Genomic DNA, 16,276 nt, shown 5'->3' with positions numbered 1-16,276 from the left:
ACCCGCCCCGCCGCAACGCATGTTCAGCCGAACAGACCTTGCGTCCTGTCCAGTTGATCGGCCAGGTCGGCCAGGTCCTCGGCGTGCAGGTCGAACCGGTCCGAGGGGGTGGGCGGGTCGCCGACGGGGCGGGCGACGTAGGCGGTGCGCAGGCCGAGGCCCTGCGCTCCGCGCAGGTCCCAGGCGTGGGCGGCGACCATCAGCAGCCGCTGCGGCGGTCGCCCGGACACGGTGACGGCCAGCCGGTAGACCGCAGGGTCCGGCTTGTAGGTGCGGGCGTCCTCGGCGGACAGCGCCTGGTGCCAGCGCAGTCCGGCGTGGGCGTTGAGTCCCAGCAGCGCCGTCCGGCTCGCATTGGAGAGTCCGATGAGCGGGAACCGCTCGGCGAGTCGGGCGAGCCCTGCCACGGTGTCGGCCCACGGCGGCAGCCGGCGGCCCGACAGAGCCAGCGCCTCCACGGCCGCCGGGTCGTCGACTCCGGCGGCGTCGGCGACCATCCGGGCGGCCTCCCGGTCGAGGGTGTCGCTGGTGACGTAGGGCCGGACGCCGTCGAGGATGCGTCGCTGCTCGCGGTCGATGTGCTGCTGCCACCGCGAGAAGAGCCGCGCGATGTGGGGTTCGTCGAGCGAGGGGTCGAGTGCACGAATGCCGGCGCGGATACCGGCGGGTTCGTCGACGAGAGTGCCGAGCACGTCGAGGACGACGGCATCGATCTCTGGTACGGCCATGGGGCAGGTCTCCTGGACGAAGCAGGGGCGCAAGGACGGCTGTTGGTCGAACGCGGTCAGAAGCCGCCGTCATTCCCGGCCCGTAACCCGCCCCCTATAGATCTCCAGAGGGCAGCAGGTGCGAGGCGCGGATGCGGAGGATGCCGAAGACTTCGTTCTTCGCAGGGCCCCGTAGCTCCGTCATGAAGGCGGGGTCCACCCGGCCGGTGGCGGCCCAGATCGCACCGAGGGACTCCGCACAGTGCTGGGCCAGTACGCTGCTGAAATCCTCGGCGCGAACGATCCGGATCAGGCACGTTTCGACGAGCGGGCCGGAGAAGAACTCCAGCTCCGTCGCCGCGTCGTACTTCTCGTCCTCGCGCGCCGTGGGGGCATCGAGGATCCCGACGAGCAGGGCCGCGCGCTCCTCGGGCGAGATCTCCGCACCGCTCTCCACCGCATCCTTGGGCGAGGTCTCATCCGCGATGCGCGGCCGTCCCTTTCCGAACAGCCCCTCCAGCCAGGTTTTCATCCTCGCCACCGACGCCGGACACCCTCCCGCATCCGTGAACCTCGGACACGGACGACGCGGCTATCCCTCGGACGAACCGCGGGCCGCACCCCGCCCACCCAGCAGCCGAGCCAGCACCTCACGCTGCAGCGGCAGCACCTCGGTGTGCAGGCCTCGGCCCTTGCCGGTCAGGGCGACGTACACACCGCGCCGGTCCTCCGCACAGACCGATCGCTCCACCAGACCGTCCTTCTCCAGCCGGCCGATGAGCCGGGACAGTGCGCTCTGGCTGAGATGGACCCGTCCCGCCAGGTTCTGCACCCGGCACTGGTCGCCCTCGCCGGGCGCCTCGGACGCGAGGATGTCCAGCACCTCGAAGTCGCTTGCGCCCAGGCCGTGCGGGTGCAGGACCCGGTCGATCTCGCACATCGTGCGCGCATGCACGGAGAGGATGTCCCGCCACTTCTCCTCGAGCCGGGCGTCGGCCGTGTTCACTGCCATACCCGCACGGTAACACCGAATCAGCCATTCGTTGACTGTGCAATGAATGCGGGTGCATGCAGCTTGGCGGTCCTCAGGCGGGCGGGTCCTGCAGCAGCCCGACCAGATTGCCGTCGGCGTCCTTGAGCGAGGCGATCAGTCGGCCATTTCCGACGTCCTGGACGTCCTGCACCACCTCCGCACCCGCTTCCACCAGCGCGGCGAGCCGCCCCCGGATGTCGTCGACGTGCCAGTACGGCACCGGACCGGTCAGGCCCTTCGCGTGTCCGTTGGGGTCGAGGCCGACGTCCTGCCCGGCGTCCTTGAAGCCGACGTAGTACGGCGCGTCCGCATACGGCTCCACCTCCAGCAGCGCGCTGAACAGGGACTTCGCCCGGGCGAGATCCTTGACGGGGTAGATGATCGTCTTGAGACCGGCGGTCATGGCGTGCTCCTCCGCAGTGGGTGGGCCGACGGATTTCGTCGGTGCTTTCACGCTAGAGCGGGGGAGGGGGAATCGGCTTCTCCGATCCTGACCGGCTGCACGGCGGCGGTGCAGCGACAGGCCGGGCCAAGACCGAGGGCGCGCCGACGGCCGGATCGCCGATCAGCGCGCCCTCGACGGGGTGCCTGCGAAGGGCCCTTACGTCGACTCCCGCTGCACCAGCTCCGTCGGCAGAATCACCGCCGCCGGGTCCTCGCCCCCTATCTGCGCCAGCAGCACCCGTACCATCTCGGAGCTGATGCGGTCGTAGGGCTGGCGGATCGTGGTGAGGGCGGGGGTGGCCTCCGTCGCCGCGATGGAGTCGTCGAAGCCGCCCACGGACACGTCCTCGGGGACCCGGCGGCCCGCCCGGCGCAGCGCCGTCAGGGCGCCCTGCGCCATCAGGTCGGAGGCGACGAAGACGGCGTCCATGTCCGGGGCCTGGGCCAGCAGCCGCTCGCAGCCCGCCTCGCCGCTGGCCCGGCTGTAGTCGCCGGAGACGACGAGCCGCTCGTCGATCTCGATGCCCGCTTCCGTGAGCACTTCCTTGTAGCCGGCGAGGCGGTCGACACCGCCCGGGGTGTCCAGTGGGCCGCTCACCATGCCGATCCGGCGGCGGCCCCGCGACAGCAGATGGCGCACCATGTCACGGGCGCCGTCCCGGTCGTCCGCGGCCACATAGCTCACCTTGGAGCCGAGCCCCATGGGCTTGCCGCACTGGACGAGGGGCACCCCCGCCTCGCGTAGTTGCTCCGCGACCGGGTCCCCGGAGTGGCTGGAGACCAGCAGCACCCCGTCGACATGCCCGGCCGTGATGTACCGCGTTATCCGCCGCCGTTCGTCCTCGGTGCCCGCCAGCATCAGCAGCAGCGGGATGTCGTGCGCGGCCAGCGCCTGGGTGCAGGCGCTCAGCAGGACGTTGAAGTTGGGGTCCTCGAAGAACCGCTCCTGAGGCTCCGTCAGCAGGAAGCCGACGGAATCCGAACGCCCGGTGATCAGCGAACGGGCGTGTCGGTTCACGACGTAACCCGTCCTGCGGATGGCGGCGTTCACCGCCTCCTGGGCGGCCGGGCTGACGTAGTGCCCGCCGTTGAGCACCCGCGAGACGGTGCCCCGTGAGACACCCGCCTCGCGGGCCACGTCGTGGATCGTCGGCGGTCTGCGTCGGCCCCCCGTGTTGCTCATGGTCATGACTTTACGGCCCCGGACAGCAGATCGAGGCTCCAGAAGCGCTGGATGACCAGGAACAGAGCGATCAGCGGGATCACCGCGAGGAACGCACCTGTGATCACCAGGGTGTACAGCGCCGGCGTGTTGGCGCCCTGTTCCAGGAGCGTGTACAGACCCAGCGTGATCGGGAACTTCTCGTCGTCGCTGAGCATGATGTACGGCAGCAGGAAGTTGTTCCACACGGCCACGAACTGGAACAGGAAGACGGTCACCAGTCCGGGGATCATCATCGGCAACGCGACCCGGGTGAAGATCCGCCACTCGCTCGCCCCGTCCATCCGCCCGGCCTCCACCACGTCGGCGGGTACGGCCGCGGACGCGTAGATCCGCGCGAGGTAGACGCCGTACGGCGAGAGGATCTGCGGCAGCAGCACGGACAGATAGGAGTCCGTGAGGTCCGCCTTCGCCAGCAGCAGGTACTGCGGGACGGCGAGGATGATCGGGGGCATCAGGACGCCCGCGAGCAGGATGTTGAACATCGCCTCGCGGCCTCGGAAGCGGTACATCGCGAGCGCGTAGCCGCTGAACGCCGATACACATGTCGACAGCAGGGCGCCGAGACCCGCGTAGAGGGCGGAATTGCCCATCCACTTCCAGTACACGCCGTCGCGGTAGGCGTTGAGGTCCTTGAGGTTGTCGGCGAAGCCGGTGCCGGGCAGGAACGTGAACGTGGAGAACAGCTCGTGCCCGGACTTGGTGGACGCGATGACCACCCACGCCACCGGCAGCAGTGTGTAGATCGCGCCGATCACCAATGTCAGCGTCGGGACGAGTGCGATACGGCGGCGCAGTGGGGGCCGGCCCTGGGCGGCACCGGTCGTGCCGGCCGCCGACGGGGCCTTCTGGACGGCAAGAGAACTCATCGTGCTGCCTCCTGCTTCTGGCGACGGTTCGCGGCCCGCAGGAACCCGAAGGACAGGACCAGCGTGGCCACGGCGATGATCACGGCCTCGGCGGCCGCCTGGTAGATGTCCCCCTTGCGGAACGCGTCCTGGTACACGTTCATCAGCGGACTCCACGTCAGCGGCAGGGAGTTGGTGAGCGGCTTGAGCGTCATCGGCTCGTTGAACACCTGGAGCGTTGCGATGATCGAGAAGAAGAACGTCAGCACCAGCGAGGGCGCCACCATCGGGATCTTGATCTTCAGGGCGATCTGCAGCGGGGTGGCCCCGTCCAGCTTCGCCGCTTCGTACACCTCGGCCGGGATCGACCGCAGCGAGGTGTAGATGACGATCATGTTGAAGCCGGTGCCGCCCCAGACCGCGATGTTCGACATCGCGAGATAGAGCGGACCGCCGTCGAGAAGGTCGGGCTGCGGCATGTGCAGCTTTTCGAGCACGTAATAGAAGGGGCTGACATCGGGGAGGTACAGGAAGCCCCACATCAGCGCCGCCACCACACCCGGGATGGCGTACGGCAGGAAGATCGCGAGCCGGGTGAAGGGGGTGAAGCGGACCTTGTCGGAGTCGAGCATCAGCGCGAACAGCAGGGCGAGGCCGAGCATCACCGGGACGACGATGCAGCCGTAGCCGAGGACGCGCAGCGCCCCGTGGGCCAGTTCGCTGTCGGTGAGTGCGCCGGTGTAGTTCTCCAGACCGGCCCAGACCTCCTTGCGGGCGCCGGAGCCCAGGCCGAGGCCGGAGACGTGCACCTTGCGGAAGCTGAGATAGACGGCGTAGCCGATGGGCAGCGCGAAGAACAGGGCGAAGAGGATCGTTGCGGGGAGAAGGAAGGCGTACGGGGCCCCCTTGACCCCGTACGACCTCCGGCGTGCAGTGGTCACTGGGAGACCCCGAAGCCCTGCTTCTTGAGGTCGGCCACCGTGTCCGCCTGCATCTTGTCCAGGGCGGCGGCGAAGTCCGACTTGTTCTTCGCGGCGGCCCCGAAGGCGTCGTTGAAGGTCGCGTAGGCGACGTTCACGTTCGGGCCCCAGGCCGAGGGCGCGGTGGTCTTCGCGATCGCGGCGGCCTTGGTGTAGAAGTCCGACTGGTTGGAGAAGTAGGCCGGAGGCTGGGTGAAGGCGCCGCTGGTCTGGGCGTTGGTGGCGGCCGGGTAGATGCCGCTGTCCTTGGCCAGCGCCTGCAGCGCTCCGCCGTCGGTGTTCAGCCAGGCGGCGAACTTGGCGGCGGCGGCCTGGTGCGCGGAGTCGGTGGTGACGGCGGTGGAGGAGCCGCCCCAACTGCCGGTGACGCTCTGGCCCGCGGACCACTGGGGGAGCGGGGCCATGGCCCACTTGCCCTTGGTGTCGGGTGCGGCCGTGGTGAGCGTGCCCGGCGCCCAGACGGCGGAGACCCAGGCGATCTGCTTGCCGGTGTTGAGCGCCTTGTTCCAGGACGGGGTGTACATCGGCTGGTTGTCGATGGCGCCCTCCTTGACCAGGCCGCCCCAGAAGTCGGCGACCTTCTTGGTGGCCGCGTCGTTGATGCCGACCTTCCACTTGTCGCCGGAGGTCGTCCACCACTTGGCGCCGGCCTGCTGGGCGAGGCCCGCGAAGAGGCCGGAGTCGTTGGCGGAGAAGGTGGTCAGGTCCTTGTCCGGGGCCTTCTTCTTCAGCGCGCGGGCGGTCTGGGCGAACTGCTCCCAGGTCGTGGGGACCGTCAGGCCGTACTTCTTGAAGAGATCCTGGCGGTAGTAGAACATCATCGGGCCGATGTCCTGCGGCACCGCGTAGACCGCGTCCGTGCCCAGCGTCGTCTGCTGCCACACGCCCTCGGCGAACTTGCTCTTGGCGTCGCCGACGTCCTTCGCTATGTCGGCCAGCGCGTCATTGCTGACCAGCGTCGGCAGCGCCTGGTACTCGGCCTGCACCAGGTCCGGCGCCTTCTTCGCCTTGTGCGCGGTGAGGATCTTGGTGACCAGCGTGTCGCCGGACGCCTGCTTCTTCACCGTGACCGTGATCTGGTCCTTCTTGCCCGGACCCTTGTTCCACAGGTCCACGACCTTGTCCATGCCGGGCGTCCAGGTCCAGTACGTCAGCGAGACCGGACCGGACTCGGTCTTGCTGTCGCTGTCGGACGAGCCGCAGGCGGCGAGGGCGGTGGCGCCGAGGGCGACGGCGATGGTGGATGCCACGAGGCGGGTGCGCTTCGTGTTGGGCATGGATCTCTCCCCTGACCTGGGTTCCCGCCTGGTGCGGAAACCTGCCATGCGAATCACAGGAGCCGGATCCCCGCCCGTCGCGAGGACCTGTGACGCTCTCTGTGAGCGTTCACAGTAGAGAAACATCCTGGACACTTGTCAATGGTTGTTGCTGTGCGGTTATGTTGGGCTCGCACCGCCGCCGCCGTGTGTGCACGTTCCCAAATGATCGATAAAACGGGAGAGATCCATGCCGGAGACCAACCCCAGGGGCCTCACCAGGCTCGCCTTCGGTGGGGACTACAACCCCGAGCAGTGGCCGGAAAGCGTCTGGCAGGAGGACGTCCGGCTGATGCGGGAGGCCGGCGTCACGATGGTGAGTGTCGGAATCTTCTCCTGGGCGCTGCTGGAGCCCTTTCCCGGGGTGTACGACTTCGGCTGGCTGGACCGCCTGCTCGACCTGCTGCACGAGAACGGCATACGCGCCGACCTGGGCACCCCCACCGTGTGCCCGCCGATCTGGTTCTACCGGGCCCACCCCGAGGCCCTCCCCGTGACCCCCGAGGGCGTGCGCCACGAGTTCGGCTCCCGCGCCGCCATCTGTCACAGCAACGCCGACTACCGCGCGGCCGCCGCCGGCATCACCACCCGCCTCGCCGAGCGCTACGGCAACCACCCGGCCCTCGCGTTGTGGCATGTGCACAACGAGTACGGCGTCCCCGTCTCGGCCTGCTACTGCGACTCCTGCGCCGCCCACTTCCGCCGCTGGCTGCAGACGGCGTACGAGACGATCGAAGGCGTCAACGAGGCCTGGGGCACGGCCTTCTGGGGCCAGCGCTACACGGACTTCGAGCAGATCAACCCGCCGCGCGCCACCCCGACGGCCGTCAACCCGGCCCAGGCACTGGACTACAAGCGCTTCGCCGACGCCACCATGCGCGAGAACTTCATGGCGGAGCGGGACATTCTGCACCGCCTCTCGCCGGGCATCCCGGTCACGACGAACTTCATGACCGCCCTCAGCCAGTGCGACTCCGTCGACTACTGGGCCTGGGGCCGCGAGGTCGACCTCGTCACCAACGACCACTACCTGATCACCGACGGCCGCCGCACCCACGTCAACCTGGCGATGGCCGCCGACCTCACCCGCTCTGTCGCCGGCGGCGCCCCTTGGCTGCTTCTCGAACACTCCACCTCGGGCGTCAACTGGCAGCCCCGCAACCCCGCCAAGGCCCCCGGCCAGATGGCCCGCAACTCCCTCGCCCATGTGGCCCGCGGCTCCGACGGCGCCATGTTCTTCCAGTGGCGCCAGTCCCGGCGCGGCGCCGAGAAGTTCCACTCGGCGATGCTCCCGCACGGCGGCACTCAGACCCGGGTGTGGCGCGAGGTAGTCGAACTGGGCGCCGCCCTCGACTCGTTGAGCCAGATCCGCGGCACCCGCACCGAGGCAGACGTGGCCGTCCTGTGGGACTGGCACTCCTGGTGGGCGCAGAACCTTCAATGGCGCCCCAGCGAGGACCACGACCCGCGTGAGCGCGCCGACGCCTTCTACGAAGCCCTCTACGACCGCCACCTCACGGTCGACTTCGCCCACCCGGAAGCCGACTTGTCGGCCTATCCCCTTGTCGTCGTGCCCGCCCTGTATCTGATGACGGAGGCGGCCGGCAACAACCTCAGGGAGTACGTCGAGGGCGGCGGCACCCTCGTCGTGTCGTACTTCTCCGGCATCGTCGACGAGCACGACGCCGTCCACGAGGGCGCCTACCCGGGCGCGCTCAGGGACGTGCTCGGCCTGACCGTCGAGGAGTTCTCGCCGCTGCTGCAGGGCCAGTCGGTGCGCATCAGCGGCCCGGACGGCTCCGAACTGAGCGGCGACGTGTGGACGGAGTTCGTCGTCCCGCGCGGCGCCGAGACCGTGTGGACGTACGCCGACGGACTGACCGCCGACCGGCCCGCCGTCACCCGCCACCGCCTCGGCGAGGGCACCGCCTGGTACGTCTCCACCCGCCTAGGCGCCGAGGGCCTCGACGCCCTGCTGGGCTGGGCGATCGAGGATGCGCGCGTCGCTCCGCGCGCCGATCTGCCCCGGGATGTCGAAGTGGTGCGCCGCACGGGGGAGTCGGGCAGCTACCTGTTCGCGATCAACCACACCGCGTCGGACGCCAAGGTGCCGCTGGAGCTGCACGGCACCGAGCTGCTGACCGGCGAACGCGCCGCGGGCCGCCTCGAGGTCCCCGCGGGAGCCGTCCGGGTCGTACGACTCGACGGCTGAGCCGACTCCCCTCCGCCCGCGTGTGCCACGAGAGCCGCGGGCGGAGGGGCTCTCCCTCCGGCGCCACCGGAGGGACACCCCCATCAAAGGGGATCCCCCATCCCCATCACGTCGAAGGGACGACGGACGACGATGTTCCATCCCAGACGCACCCTCAGGGCCCTGCTGCTGCCGCTGGTGGCCGGGCTCGCCCTGATCGCCCTGCCCGCATCCAGCGCGCAGGCGGCAAGCACGCTCACCAACGGCGGATTCGAGTCCGACGGCACCGGCACCGCGACGCCGGCCGGCTGGTCGACATACTCGGCTGCCGGCCAGAACTCCGCCTCGTTCACCGAGTCCGGTGGCCACAGCGGCAGTTACCGCCTGACCCACTATTCCGCCTCCGCCTACAAGGTGGAGACGTACCAGTACCTGTCGGGGCTGACCAACGGCAACTACACGCTCACCGCCTGGGTCCGCTCCAGCGGTGGGCAGAACTCCGCCTACATATCCCTGAAGAACTGCGGCAGTTCGGACCAGAAGACCGACCTTCCGGTGTCCACCAGCAGCTGGGTCCGCATCGTCACGTCGATCAATGTGACCGGCAACCAGTGCACCATCAGCATCAACAGTGACGCGAACGCCGGCAACTGGATCAATGTTGACGACCTGACCTTCGCATCCGGATCAACCGGCTTGTCCATCAAGGGTGCCGACATCTCCTCACTCGCCAAGAGCGAGGCCCTCGGCGGCGTCTACAGGACCAGCTCCGGCACCACCGGCGACGCGGTCACCATCCTGAAGAACGCCGGCATGAACTATGCGCGCCTGAAGGTCTGGGTGAACCCCGCCGACGGCTACAACAACAAGACGCGCGTGCTGGCCATGGCCAAGCGCATCAAGGCGGCCGGCATGAAGCTGCTGGTCGACTTCCACTACTCGGACAAGTGGGCCGACCCCGGTGCCCAGAGCAAGCCCGCCGCCTGGTCCGGCCACACCTACAGCCAGCTGAAGACCGACGTCTACAACCACACCTACGACGTCCTCAACGCGCTGAAGTCCCAGGGCACCACCGCCGACATGGTCCAGGTCGGCAACGAGATCAACGCCGGAATGCTGTGGAACGAGGGCTCCACGGACAACTGGTCGCAGCTCGCGGGCCTGCTCAACTCCGGCTACAGCGCGGTCAAGGCGGTCTCCTCCGGCACCCAGGTCGCCCTGCACCTGGCCAACGCCGGTGACGACGCCGCCGTCCGCACGTGGTTCGACAACGCCAAGACCAACGGCGTCAACTACGACGTCATCGGCCTGTCCTACTACGGCTACTGGCACGGCTCACTGGCCGCCGCGCAGACCACCCTGGACGACGTGGTCTCCCGCTACGGCAAGCCGGTGTTCGTCGCCGAGACGGCCTACCCGTTCCGGCTGGACAGCAAGGACTCGCTCACCAACCAGATCGACACCACCGGCGAACTGGTCGCCGGCTACCCGGCCACCCAGGCGGGCCAGCTGGCCTGGATGAACGCCGTCGCGAACATCGTGGAGGCCGTCCCGGGCAACAAGGGCCTCGGCGTCTTCTACTGGGAGGCCACCTGGACCGCGGTCACCGGCAACGGCTGGGACCCGACCGATTCCACCTCCGGCAACGGCTGGGAGAACCAGGCCCTGTTCGACTACGACAACAAGGCCACCTCGGCCACGAGCTGGTTCAGCCACCGCTGAACCTGTGTGGCGAGGGCCCGGTCGCAGGGGAGCGGCCGGGCCCTCGCCCATGTTCTTGCTGATCCCGGCCCATGACGTCGCCGATGACCGAGGCAACAGCAGGAAGGTTCCAGTACGCCGAGTGGGTCCACATGCCGGTGCCGGGCTGATGGTCGACGAGGACGTCAACCGGCGCGGTTCCGTCATGAAGCCGGAACACCTTGGCGGCCGCGAAGGCCAGCACGTCCAGCGGCTCCCAGAGGTTGGTCCAGCGATTCAGGGAGGCCGGCAGCTCCACGGGCAGGCTGCCCCCGTACGGAGTCAGTTGTCCTCCTCTGGGATCGCACACATGGAAAAAGGCCGCCTGCGAGCCGAACGTGACCAGGGACTCGGTCCACAGCGGCACGGTGGCGGTCGCCATGTCGACGGCGATGACACCGCCCAGGCTGTGGGCGACGATGCGCACCGGACGGGCGGGGGTGCGGCCGAGACCGGGGTCCACTTCGTCGATGATCTCGCGCACGCGCGCGTGGACGGCATCCCGGTGGCGCTGGTAGACGAGCACGTCGCCCAGGAAGCGCGTGGTACCGGGCCCGAACCGGCTGCGCACGGCGTGGTTCAGCCGCGCGCCCATGGCCTGGACGGCTGCGCCCGCGACCCGGTCGAGGTCGTCCAGCCGCCGCCGCACAAGAGAACGGAGCCGGCTGTCACTGTCGGCTTCCCCGCCGCGCAGTCCGCCGTACGGGTCGTCCGAGCCCGGAGTGGTTTCGTCCAGGAGTGCATGGGCCAGCGCACGCCCGGCCTCACGCAGCAGCTGCGCGTCGGCGGTGCGGGAAAGCCACTCGGTGTCGGCCCACGCCTCCCGTACGAACTCGACAACGAGATCGGGATCGAGCCCCTGGCCGGCACCGTCCCTCAGCCCCTCGTCCTCTGCGTCGTTCGCTGCGGCCAGCTGCGCCCGCAGAGCCGCATCGACCTGCGACAACTGCCGGCCCTCGTCGATCGTTTCGCCGAGCAGGGCCGCGGTGAAGGGTCCGGCCGGGAGGGGCTGTGGCGCCTCGCCGTCCCGCAGGCCGTCCGGGCCGGTTTGGTGGACGGGCAGCGCGGCGTCGATGAACCGGTCCTGTGCACCCAGGTCGCCCCAGTGGACCGGCACCATGTCCACTCCGGCCGCCGCGGCGAGCACCGACACGGCTGCGGTGAACTCTTCGCGGTCACGGTTGGCGACGCCGTGGACGACGAAGACCGGATCCTTCACGCACTGACTCCCTCGTATGCGGTGGTGTGCGCAGTGGCGGCGGGGCTGCCGTACACCGCGTAGGCCAGCCAGGTCGGATCGCCGCCGTGCAGGTCGCGGACGGTCTGCCGGGCTGCGAGCGAAGCCTGGCCCAGCGGCTGCCTGTGGGTGATCAACCGGTCGTAGAAGGCCTCGGCGAACTGCAGGGCGGAACGTGACCGCACAGGCCACAGTGTGCCGACGAACGCGCCCGCGCCTGCGTTGAGGAACTGAGGGGCCCATCCGAGGCTCTCGCCGAACCAGTCGATCTCACCGGCGCTTCGGCAGGCGTTGAAGAACACCAGAGGGCGATGCGGGCGCAGGGTGCGCAGCTGTGCCGCCGAGGCCAGGTCGATGGGGTCGAAGGGGCCGTCGGCCATGGTCACGCACGAGCCGCTGCCGGTGAAGGCGTTGTGGCAGGCGAAGTGGAGCAGGCCCGCATGTCCGCCCTCGATCAGCGCGGTCAGCGCCACCCGCTCGGTCAGTACGCCGGCGTCGGCCACCGTCGCGCCCAGCCGGGCCCGCAGAGACGTCACTTCCTCGCCGGCGTCGGCGGGGGAGCCGGGCGGCACCACGAACGCCGCGCCCGGCAGACCGATACTGCGGACTCTGTCCTGCCCGAAGACCCGGCGCACCACGGGCAGCCACTCGGCCAGAAAACCCCGGTCCTGGCGCCCTTCGTTCAACGGATAAAGCAGTTCCCAGGGGACGATGTCGTGCTCCCCGAGGACGGTGAAGGCCGTCACCTGGTCGACCTCGTGCCAGAACTGGCTCTGCACGGCCTGCGGAACCGCGGCGGTCCACAGCTGGACGCCGTGATTGCGCAGGCGTCCGCGCAAACGCTCCGCGTCCGCGTCGCCGCCGCGGGTCGCGTCCTTCGCGGCTCTGCGCAGCTCGGCGTAGAGCTGCTCGGTGGCCAGGCGGGGATCGCCGCCCCGGAAACGAAAGATCTCCGGTGCATAGAACCTCTCGCTGATCAGCTGAAAGCTGTAGGTGCCGGCCGCCTCGTCCTTCAGCACCTGGAGCGTGACCTCCCCGGGATCGAACGCCATGGAGGGCAATGACGCCTGGCGCCGGGGACCGTCTCTCGTGATACCGCCGGGCTCCACCGACATCTGGCACCTGACCTCCCCGAGGAAGGTGCCTCCCCGGAAGGCCCGCACGGTCACCTGGTGCAGGCCGGGTGCGGCGGCCCGCAACCGGAAGAGGAGCACGTCCGAGTCCCGGCCGGGCTTGACGTGCAGTTCCTGCTGCAGCTCATCGACGGCCACCAGACCAGGGGCATGGATGGTGATCAGGACGTGGGCACCCTTGCGCGGGACGAAGAAGGAGGCCAGCTGCACACCCCGCCCGCCGCCCCGGACGATCTGCACATGCAGCGGCACCTCGCGGCCGGGCGAGGTCTGCTCGGCCAGCTCCGCAACCAGCCGCCGCGGCTCCGTCGAACCGCCTTCGGCGTCGGGGCCGACGCCCGGACCGGCAGCGGGGGCCTCGGGTCGCCACCTCGCCGACTTCGGCTTCGTGGTCCTCAACAGCCGGTCCGGCGAAAGTTCCACCGCGGCGGTGTAACCGAGCGGCCCGGCATACGGGTCGGCCTGCTGCTGGTCGTGCAGGTCGCCTTGCGCAGGCTGGGGCCAGGTGGGGGCGTTCGGTGGGGACGGGGGGAAGCCGTAGCCGCCCTGTTGCGGGGGTGGTGGGGCCGCGGGTTCGGGGGCGGAATCGCTGCCGGGCCAGGGGTAGCCGTAGCCGGCCGGGGGCTGCTGGTTTTGCTGGGGTGGAACCGGAGGCTGGGGCGCCTGGGCGGCATACGGCTGCTCAGGCGCGGGGCTGACCGGCTGCGGCTGCGCGGGCCCCGCTGCCGGGTCGGGAGCCTGGGGGAAGGACGGCGGCAGCGGTGGGAGGCCGCTCTGCGGGATCGGCCGAGGCGCCGGCGCGGCGGGCTCAGCGAGCGCACTGCCCTCCGCGCTCTCGCGAGCCCAAGGGGACGAGAACCGCGTGGTCGCGCCGCTCTCGAGGTCGCCGTTGCCGCCGTCGCGCTCTTCCTCGTCCTCGTCCAGAGGCACGGGGGGAGTGGTCGGCTCCGCGCTCAGCGTGTACCAGGCGGGCGGCGCGTAGTTGATGGTGAAGTCGCCCGTGAGGTCTGTGGCAGACGCGTCCGGCGGTGGGCCGCTCTCGATGACAAGCAACCGAAGCGCCGCGGCGAACGACATGTCCCGTTCCAGGAGACGGAGCAGATCGGCGACCAACTCGTGTTCGTACGGCTCGTACAGCCGTAACTGGCTGGCCAGCGGTCCGCCCCCGGGGATGGACTCGAGAAGGCTCAGGATCCTGGCCCTGTCGCCTTCCGTCGGCGCCTGTAACAGGATCCGTGCGGCCCAGACCGCCAATCTCTCCAGCTCCGCGTCCATCAGTTCCCCCTGGTCACCCGACTCCAGGGGACAACGGTACTCAGGGCCGGCTCACTAGGAACGCAGGGCCGACGGTCCCTGCCCGCTGTCCGTCGGTTGCCGGGCCGGGCGGTCCGGAGGAGGCGGCGGAGGCGGCGGCTCGTCGAGGTGTCCGAGCCACTCGCATATGAGCCGGCCCAGCAGCGCACCGCCGTAGACGACGAATCCCACGCCGACGAGCCAGGACTCCACCACCAGGACGGTGCCGACCGGGCCGTAGCTGATCGCGTTGGTGACCAGGAGCGGGGTGAACACCAGATACGAGAAGGCGCGCAGGCCCACCAGGCCCGCCATCGTGGCCAGCGCACCGGGCAGCAGATACCGCCAGGGCACCTGGCGGCTGAGCAGGAAGTGCGGCCCCCACCAGAAGAACAGCACGCCGACCCCCATGCTGAGCAGGATCCGGGGCGGACCCTCCAGCACGCTCCGGGTCTGCACCTGGGCGTACAGGTATCCCATGAGCATGACCAGCCAGACCGCGTGCCGCCAGATCCGGTGCCATGGGGCGGCGGCCGTCTTCCAGATCCGTTCGTAGCCGTTCTGCACGCTCGATGCGAAGGACATGCCGAACAGTGCGAGCAGTGCCACGCTCAGCGCGCTGGTGGTGCTGATCACCTTGCGGGTCGGGCCGAAGACATGCGCGAGTGCGTCGGCGGACCGGCCGTTCAGGGCCATGCCGTCCACCAGCCACAGTGCGAAGCCTTCGTGCCCCAGCGGATCTGCCGCGGCCACCAGGATCAGCAGCGGCGCCAGCGTGACCAGGGCCAGTGTCGCGAACCCCATGGCGCGGTGCATCAACTCCAGCTCCGTGCCGCGCCGGTGCAACTCGGCGAGCCCCAGCCGGTGCCAGGCGGCCAGCCGTGACATGGGGACCACCCCTTCCTCCGGCCCGGAGCTACCGGTGGTGGTGTCCTGAGTGGCCAGGAACGCGTCCCGGTAAACCTGATCGGGTGACGCGGCACCCGGCGGGCATCCAGCATCCCTACACATGCCAGCATGAACTGTCCCGACCTCGACGAGGAGGTTTTCATGGACCGTCCCAGTGAACTCGTCCCGCTCCGGTACGTCGCCATCGGCGGCCGCGGCCCCGAGGACGTCGTCGCCGACGCCCGCGGCCGAGTGCTGACCGGAGTGGAGGACGGCCGCATCCTGCGCATCGACGGACTGACGGAGCCCGCGGCCCCCCGCGTGGAGGTGCTCGCCGAAACCGGCGGCCGCCCGCTCGGCCTCGAACTCCTCCCGGACGACGCCCTGTTGGTGTGCGACGCCGAGCTCGGACTGCTGCGCGTCGACCTCGGCGAGGGCATCGTGCGCATCCTCGCGGACTCGGTGGCCGGGGAGCGGCTGCGGTTCTGCAGCAATGCGGTCGCCCTGTCCGACGGCAGCGTCTGCTTCACCGTCTCCAGCCGCCGCTACCCCCTGGACCAGTGGATCGGCGACCTCGTCGAACACACCGGAACCGGCCGCCTGCTGCGCCTCGCCCCCGGCAGCGAGAGTCCCGAAGTGCTGCTGGAGGGGCTCCAGTTCGCCAACGGGCTGGCGCTGAGCGCTGATGAATCGTTCCTGGTCGTCGCCGAGACCGGCGCCCGCCGGCTGACCCGCTACTGGCTCACCGGCAGCCGGGCCGGACACGGCGAACCCTTCGCTGAAAACCTCCCCGGCATGCCCGACAACCTCTGGCGCGGCACACCCGACGGCCCGATCTGGGTGTCTTTGGCCGGCCCTCGCGTCCCCCCGCTCGACCTGCTGCACCGCACCGCCCCCGCCGTCCGCGGCGCCGCGGCTCGCATCGCCGTCCGCGCCCCCTTCCGCCCCACCGGCACCATCGGCGCCCTCGCCGTCGACGACCAGGGGACGATCGTCCACCACCTGGCCCGCCGGCACTCCGGCTACCGCATGGTGACCAGCGTCTGCGAGGCTGCCGGCCACCTGGTGCTGGGCAGCCTGTGGGAGCGGGGCATCGCGGTGTGCGAGCGACCGGCCCCGAAATGACCCGGGTCCCGGCCGGGCGCTACCCTGTTGCCCGGCCGCGACCACACTTCGCGGCGCGGCGGTGGGGCCCGCCGTACCCGAACCGCGGCAGTGCCGCCGCCAACGGTCCCTACTTGCGA

The 16,276-nt window shown here is 69.9% G+C and carries 14 protein-coding genes; 3 read left to right on the top strand and 11 right to left on the bottom strand.

Annotated features, from left to right (window positions below):
- Positions 1-23: 23 nt before the first annotated feature.
- The 8 genes from P2Q00_RS06530 to P2Q00_RS06495 form a co-directional block, all read right to left on the bottom strand.
- The gene (locus P2Q00_RS06530; RefSeq protein WP_275770423.1) at positions 24-728 is read right to left on the bottom strand and encodes a haloacid dehalogenase type II; all 705 of its coding nucleotides are present in this window, start codon (positions 726-728) and stop codon (positions 24-26) included.
- Positions 729-822: 94 nt separating this feature from the next.
- Positions 823-1,248: a hypothetical protein gene (locus P2Q00_RS06525; RefSeq protein WP_275770422.1), complete on the bottom strand. Its 426-nt coding sequence runs from the start codon at positions 1,246-1,248 to the stop codon at positions 823-825.
- A 51-nt stretch (positions 1,249-1,299) separates the two neighbouring features.
- Entirely contained in the window at positions 1,300-1,719 is a 420-nt protein-coding gene (locus tag P2Q00_RS06520) for a MarR family winged helix-turn-helix transcriptional regulator (RefSeq protein WP_275770421.1), read from the bottom strand.
- Positions 1,720-1,792: 73 nt separating this feature from the next.
- Positions 1,793-2,143, bottom strand: a complete 351-nt coding sequence (locus P2Q00_RS06515; RefSeq protein ID WP_275770420.1) for a VOC family protein — start codon at positions 2,141-2,143, stop codon at positions 1,793-1,795.
- Between the two features lie 198 nt (positions 2,144-2,341).
- The gene (locus P2Q00_RS06510; RefSeq protein ID WP_275770419.1) at positions 2,342-3,373 is read right to left on the bottom strand and encodes a LacI family DNA-binding transcriptional regulator; all 1,032 of its coding nucleotides are present in this window, start codon (positions 3,371-3,373) and stop codon (positions 2,342-2,344) included.
- The gene (locus P2Q00_RS06505) at positions 3,370-4,275 is read right to left on the bottom strand and encodes a carbohydrate ABC transporter permease (RefSeq protein ID WP_275770418.1); all 906 of its coding nucleotides are present in this window, start codon (positions 4,273-4,275) and stop codon (positions 3,370-3,372) included. Before P2Q00_RS06505 ends, P2Q00_RS06510 begins: the two co-directional genes overlap by 4 nt.
- Positions 4,272-5,195 carry a carbohydrate ABC transporter permease gene (locus P2Q00_RS06500; protein ID WP_275770417.1) on the bottom strand — a complete coding sequence of 308 codons (924 nt, stop codon included), beginning with the start codon at positions 5,193-5,195 and terminating at the stop codon, positions 4,272-4,274. The genes P2Q00_RS06505 and P2Q00_RS06500 overlap by 4 nt, the downstream gene beginning before the upstream one ends.
- Positions 5,192-6,511: an ABC transporter substrate-binding protein gene (locus P2Q00_RS06495; protein WP_275770416.1), complete on the bottom strand. Its 1,320-nt coding sequence runs from the start codon at positions 6,509-6,511 to the stop codon at positions 5,192-5,194. The genes P2Q00_RS06500 and P2Q00_RS06495 overlap by 4 nt, the downstream gene beginning before the upstream one ends.
- A gap of 229 nt (positions 6,512-6,740) precedes the next feature.
- Here P2Q00_RS06495 and P2Q00_RS06490 point away from each other — a divergent pair, with 229 nt between their 5' ends.
- Both P2Q00_RS06490 and P2Q00_RS06485 read left to right on the top strand, forming a co-directional pair.
- Complete coding sequence (locus P2Q00_RS06490; RefSeq protein WP_275770414.1) at positions 6,741-8,762, top strand: beta-galactosidase; 2,022 nt, start codon at positions 6,741-6,743, stop codon at positions 8,760-8,762.
- Positions 8,763-8,894: 132 nt separating this feature from the next.
- Positions 8,895-10,463, top strand: coding sequence for a glycosyl hydrolase 53 family protein (locus P2Q00_RS06485; protein WP_275770413.1), 1,569 nt, complete (start codon positions 8,895-8,897; stop codon positions 10,461-10,463).
- Here P2Q00_RS06485 and P2Q00_RS06480 read toward each other — a convergent pair.
- From P2Q00_RS06480 to P2Q00_RS06470, 3 genes are read right to left on the bottom strand one after another with little or no spacing between them, the layout of a single operon-like run.
- Entirely contained in the window at positions 10,450-11,700 is a 1,251-nt protein-coding gene (locus tag P2Q00_RS06480) for a lipase family protein (protein WP_275770410.1), read from the bottom strand. The two genes, P2Q00_RS06485 and P2Q00_RS06480, sit on opposite strands and share 14 nt — an antisense overlap.
- Positions 11,697-14,126, bottom strand: coding sequence for an SCO5717 family growth-regulating ATPase (locus P2Q00_RS06475; protein ID WP_275770409.1), 2,430 nt, complete (start codon positions 14,124-14,126; stop codon positions 11,697-11,699). The genes P2Q00_RS06480 and P2Q00_RS06475 overlap by 4 nt, the downstream gene beginning before the upstream one ends.
- 54 nt (positions 14,127-14,180) lie before the next feature.
- On the bottom strand, positions 14,181-15,032 hold the full coding sequence (locus P2Q00_RS06470) for a ribonuclease BN (RefSeq protein ID WP_275770408.1): 852 nt from the start codon (positions 15,030-15,032) through the stop codon (positions 14,181-14,183).
- Between the two features lie 162 nt (positions 15,033-15,194).
- Here P2Q00_RS06470 and P2Q00_RS06465 point away from each other — a divergent pair, with 162 nt between their 5' ends.
- Positions 15,195-16,157, top strand: coding sequence for an SMP-30/gluconolactonase/LRE family protein (locus P2Q00_RS06465; protein ID WP_275770746.1), 963 nt, complete (start codon positions 15,195-15,197; stop codon positions 16,155-16,157).
- Positions 16,158-16,276: the final 119 nt, after the last annotated feature.

The sequence above is a fragment of the Streptomyces coacervatus genome (genome assembly GCF_029223485.1).
Lineage (GTDB): Bacteria > Actinomycetota > Actinomycetes > Streptomycetales > Streptomycetaceae > Streptomyces > Streptomyces coacervatus.
The sequence above is the reverse complement of the archived record's forward strand: the minus strand, read 5'-3'. Positions and strand labels throughout refer to the sequence as shown.

Bases quoted from the DNA above. Each gene is read 5' to 3' on its own strand.
- P2Q00_RS06530 (WP_275770423.1), bottom strand. From the start codon at position 728: ATGGCCGTACCAGAGATCGATGCCGTCGTCCTCGACGTGCTCGGCACT.
- P2Q00_RS06520 (WP_275770421.1), bottom strand. From the start codon at position 1,719: ATGGCAGTGAACACGGCCGACGCCCGGCTCGAGGAGAAGTGGCGGGAC.
- P2Q00_RS06515 (WP_275770420.1), bottom strand. From the start codon at position 2,143: ATGACCGCCGGTCTCAAGACGATCATCTACCCCGTCAAGGATCTCGCC.
- P2Q00_RS06510 (WP_275770419.1), bottom strand. From the start codon at position 3,373: ATGACCATGAGCAACACGGGGGGCCGACGCAGACCGCCGACGATCCAC.
- P2Q00_RS06505 (WP_275770418.1), bottom strand. From the start codon at position 4,275: ATGAGTTCTCTTGCCGTCCAGAAGGCCCCGTCGGCGGCCGGCACGACC.
- P2Q00_RS06495 (WP_275770416.1), bottom strand. From the start codon at position 6,511: ATGCCCAACACGAAGCGCACCCGCCTCGTGGCATCCACCATCGCCGTC.
- P2Q00_RS06490 (WP_275770414.1), top strand. From the start codon at position 6,741: ATGCCGGAGACCAACCCCAGGGGCCTCACCAGGCTCGCCTTCGGTGGG.
- P2Q00_RS06485 (WP_275770413.1), top strand. From the start codon at position 8,895: ATGTTCCATCCCAGACGCACCCTCAGGGCCCTGCTGCTGCCGCTGGTG.
- P2Q00_RS06475 (WP_275770409.1), bottom strand. From the start codon at position 14,126: ATGGACGCGGAGCTGGAGAGATTGGCGGTCTGGGCCGCACGGATCCTG.
- P2Q00_RS06470 (WP_275770408.1), bottom strand. From the start codon at position 15,032: ATGTCACGGCTGGCCGCCTGGCACCGGCTGGGGCTCGCCGAGTTGCAC.
- P2Q00_RS06465 (WP_275770746.1), top strand. From the start codon at position 15,195: ATGGACCGTCCCAGTGAACTCGTCCCGCTCCGGTACGTCGCCATCGGC.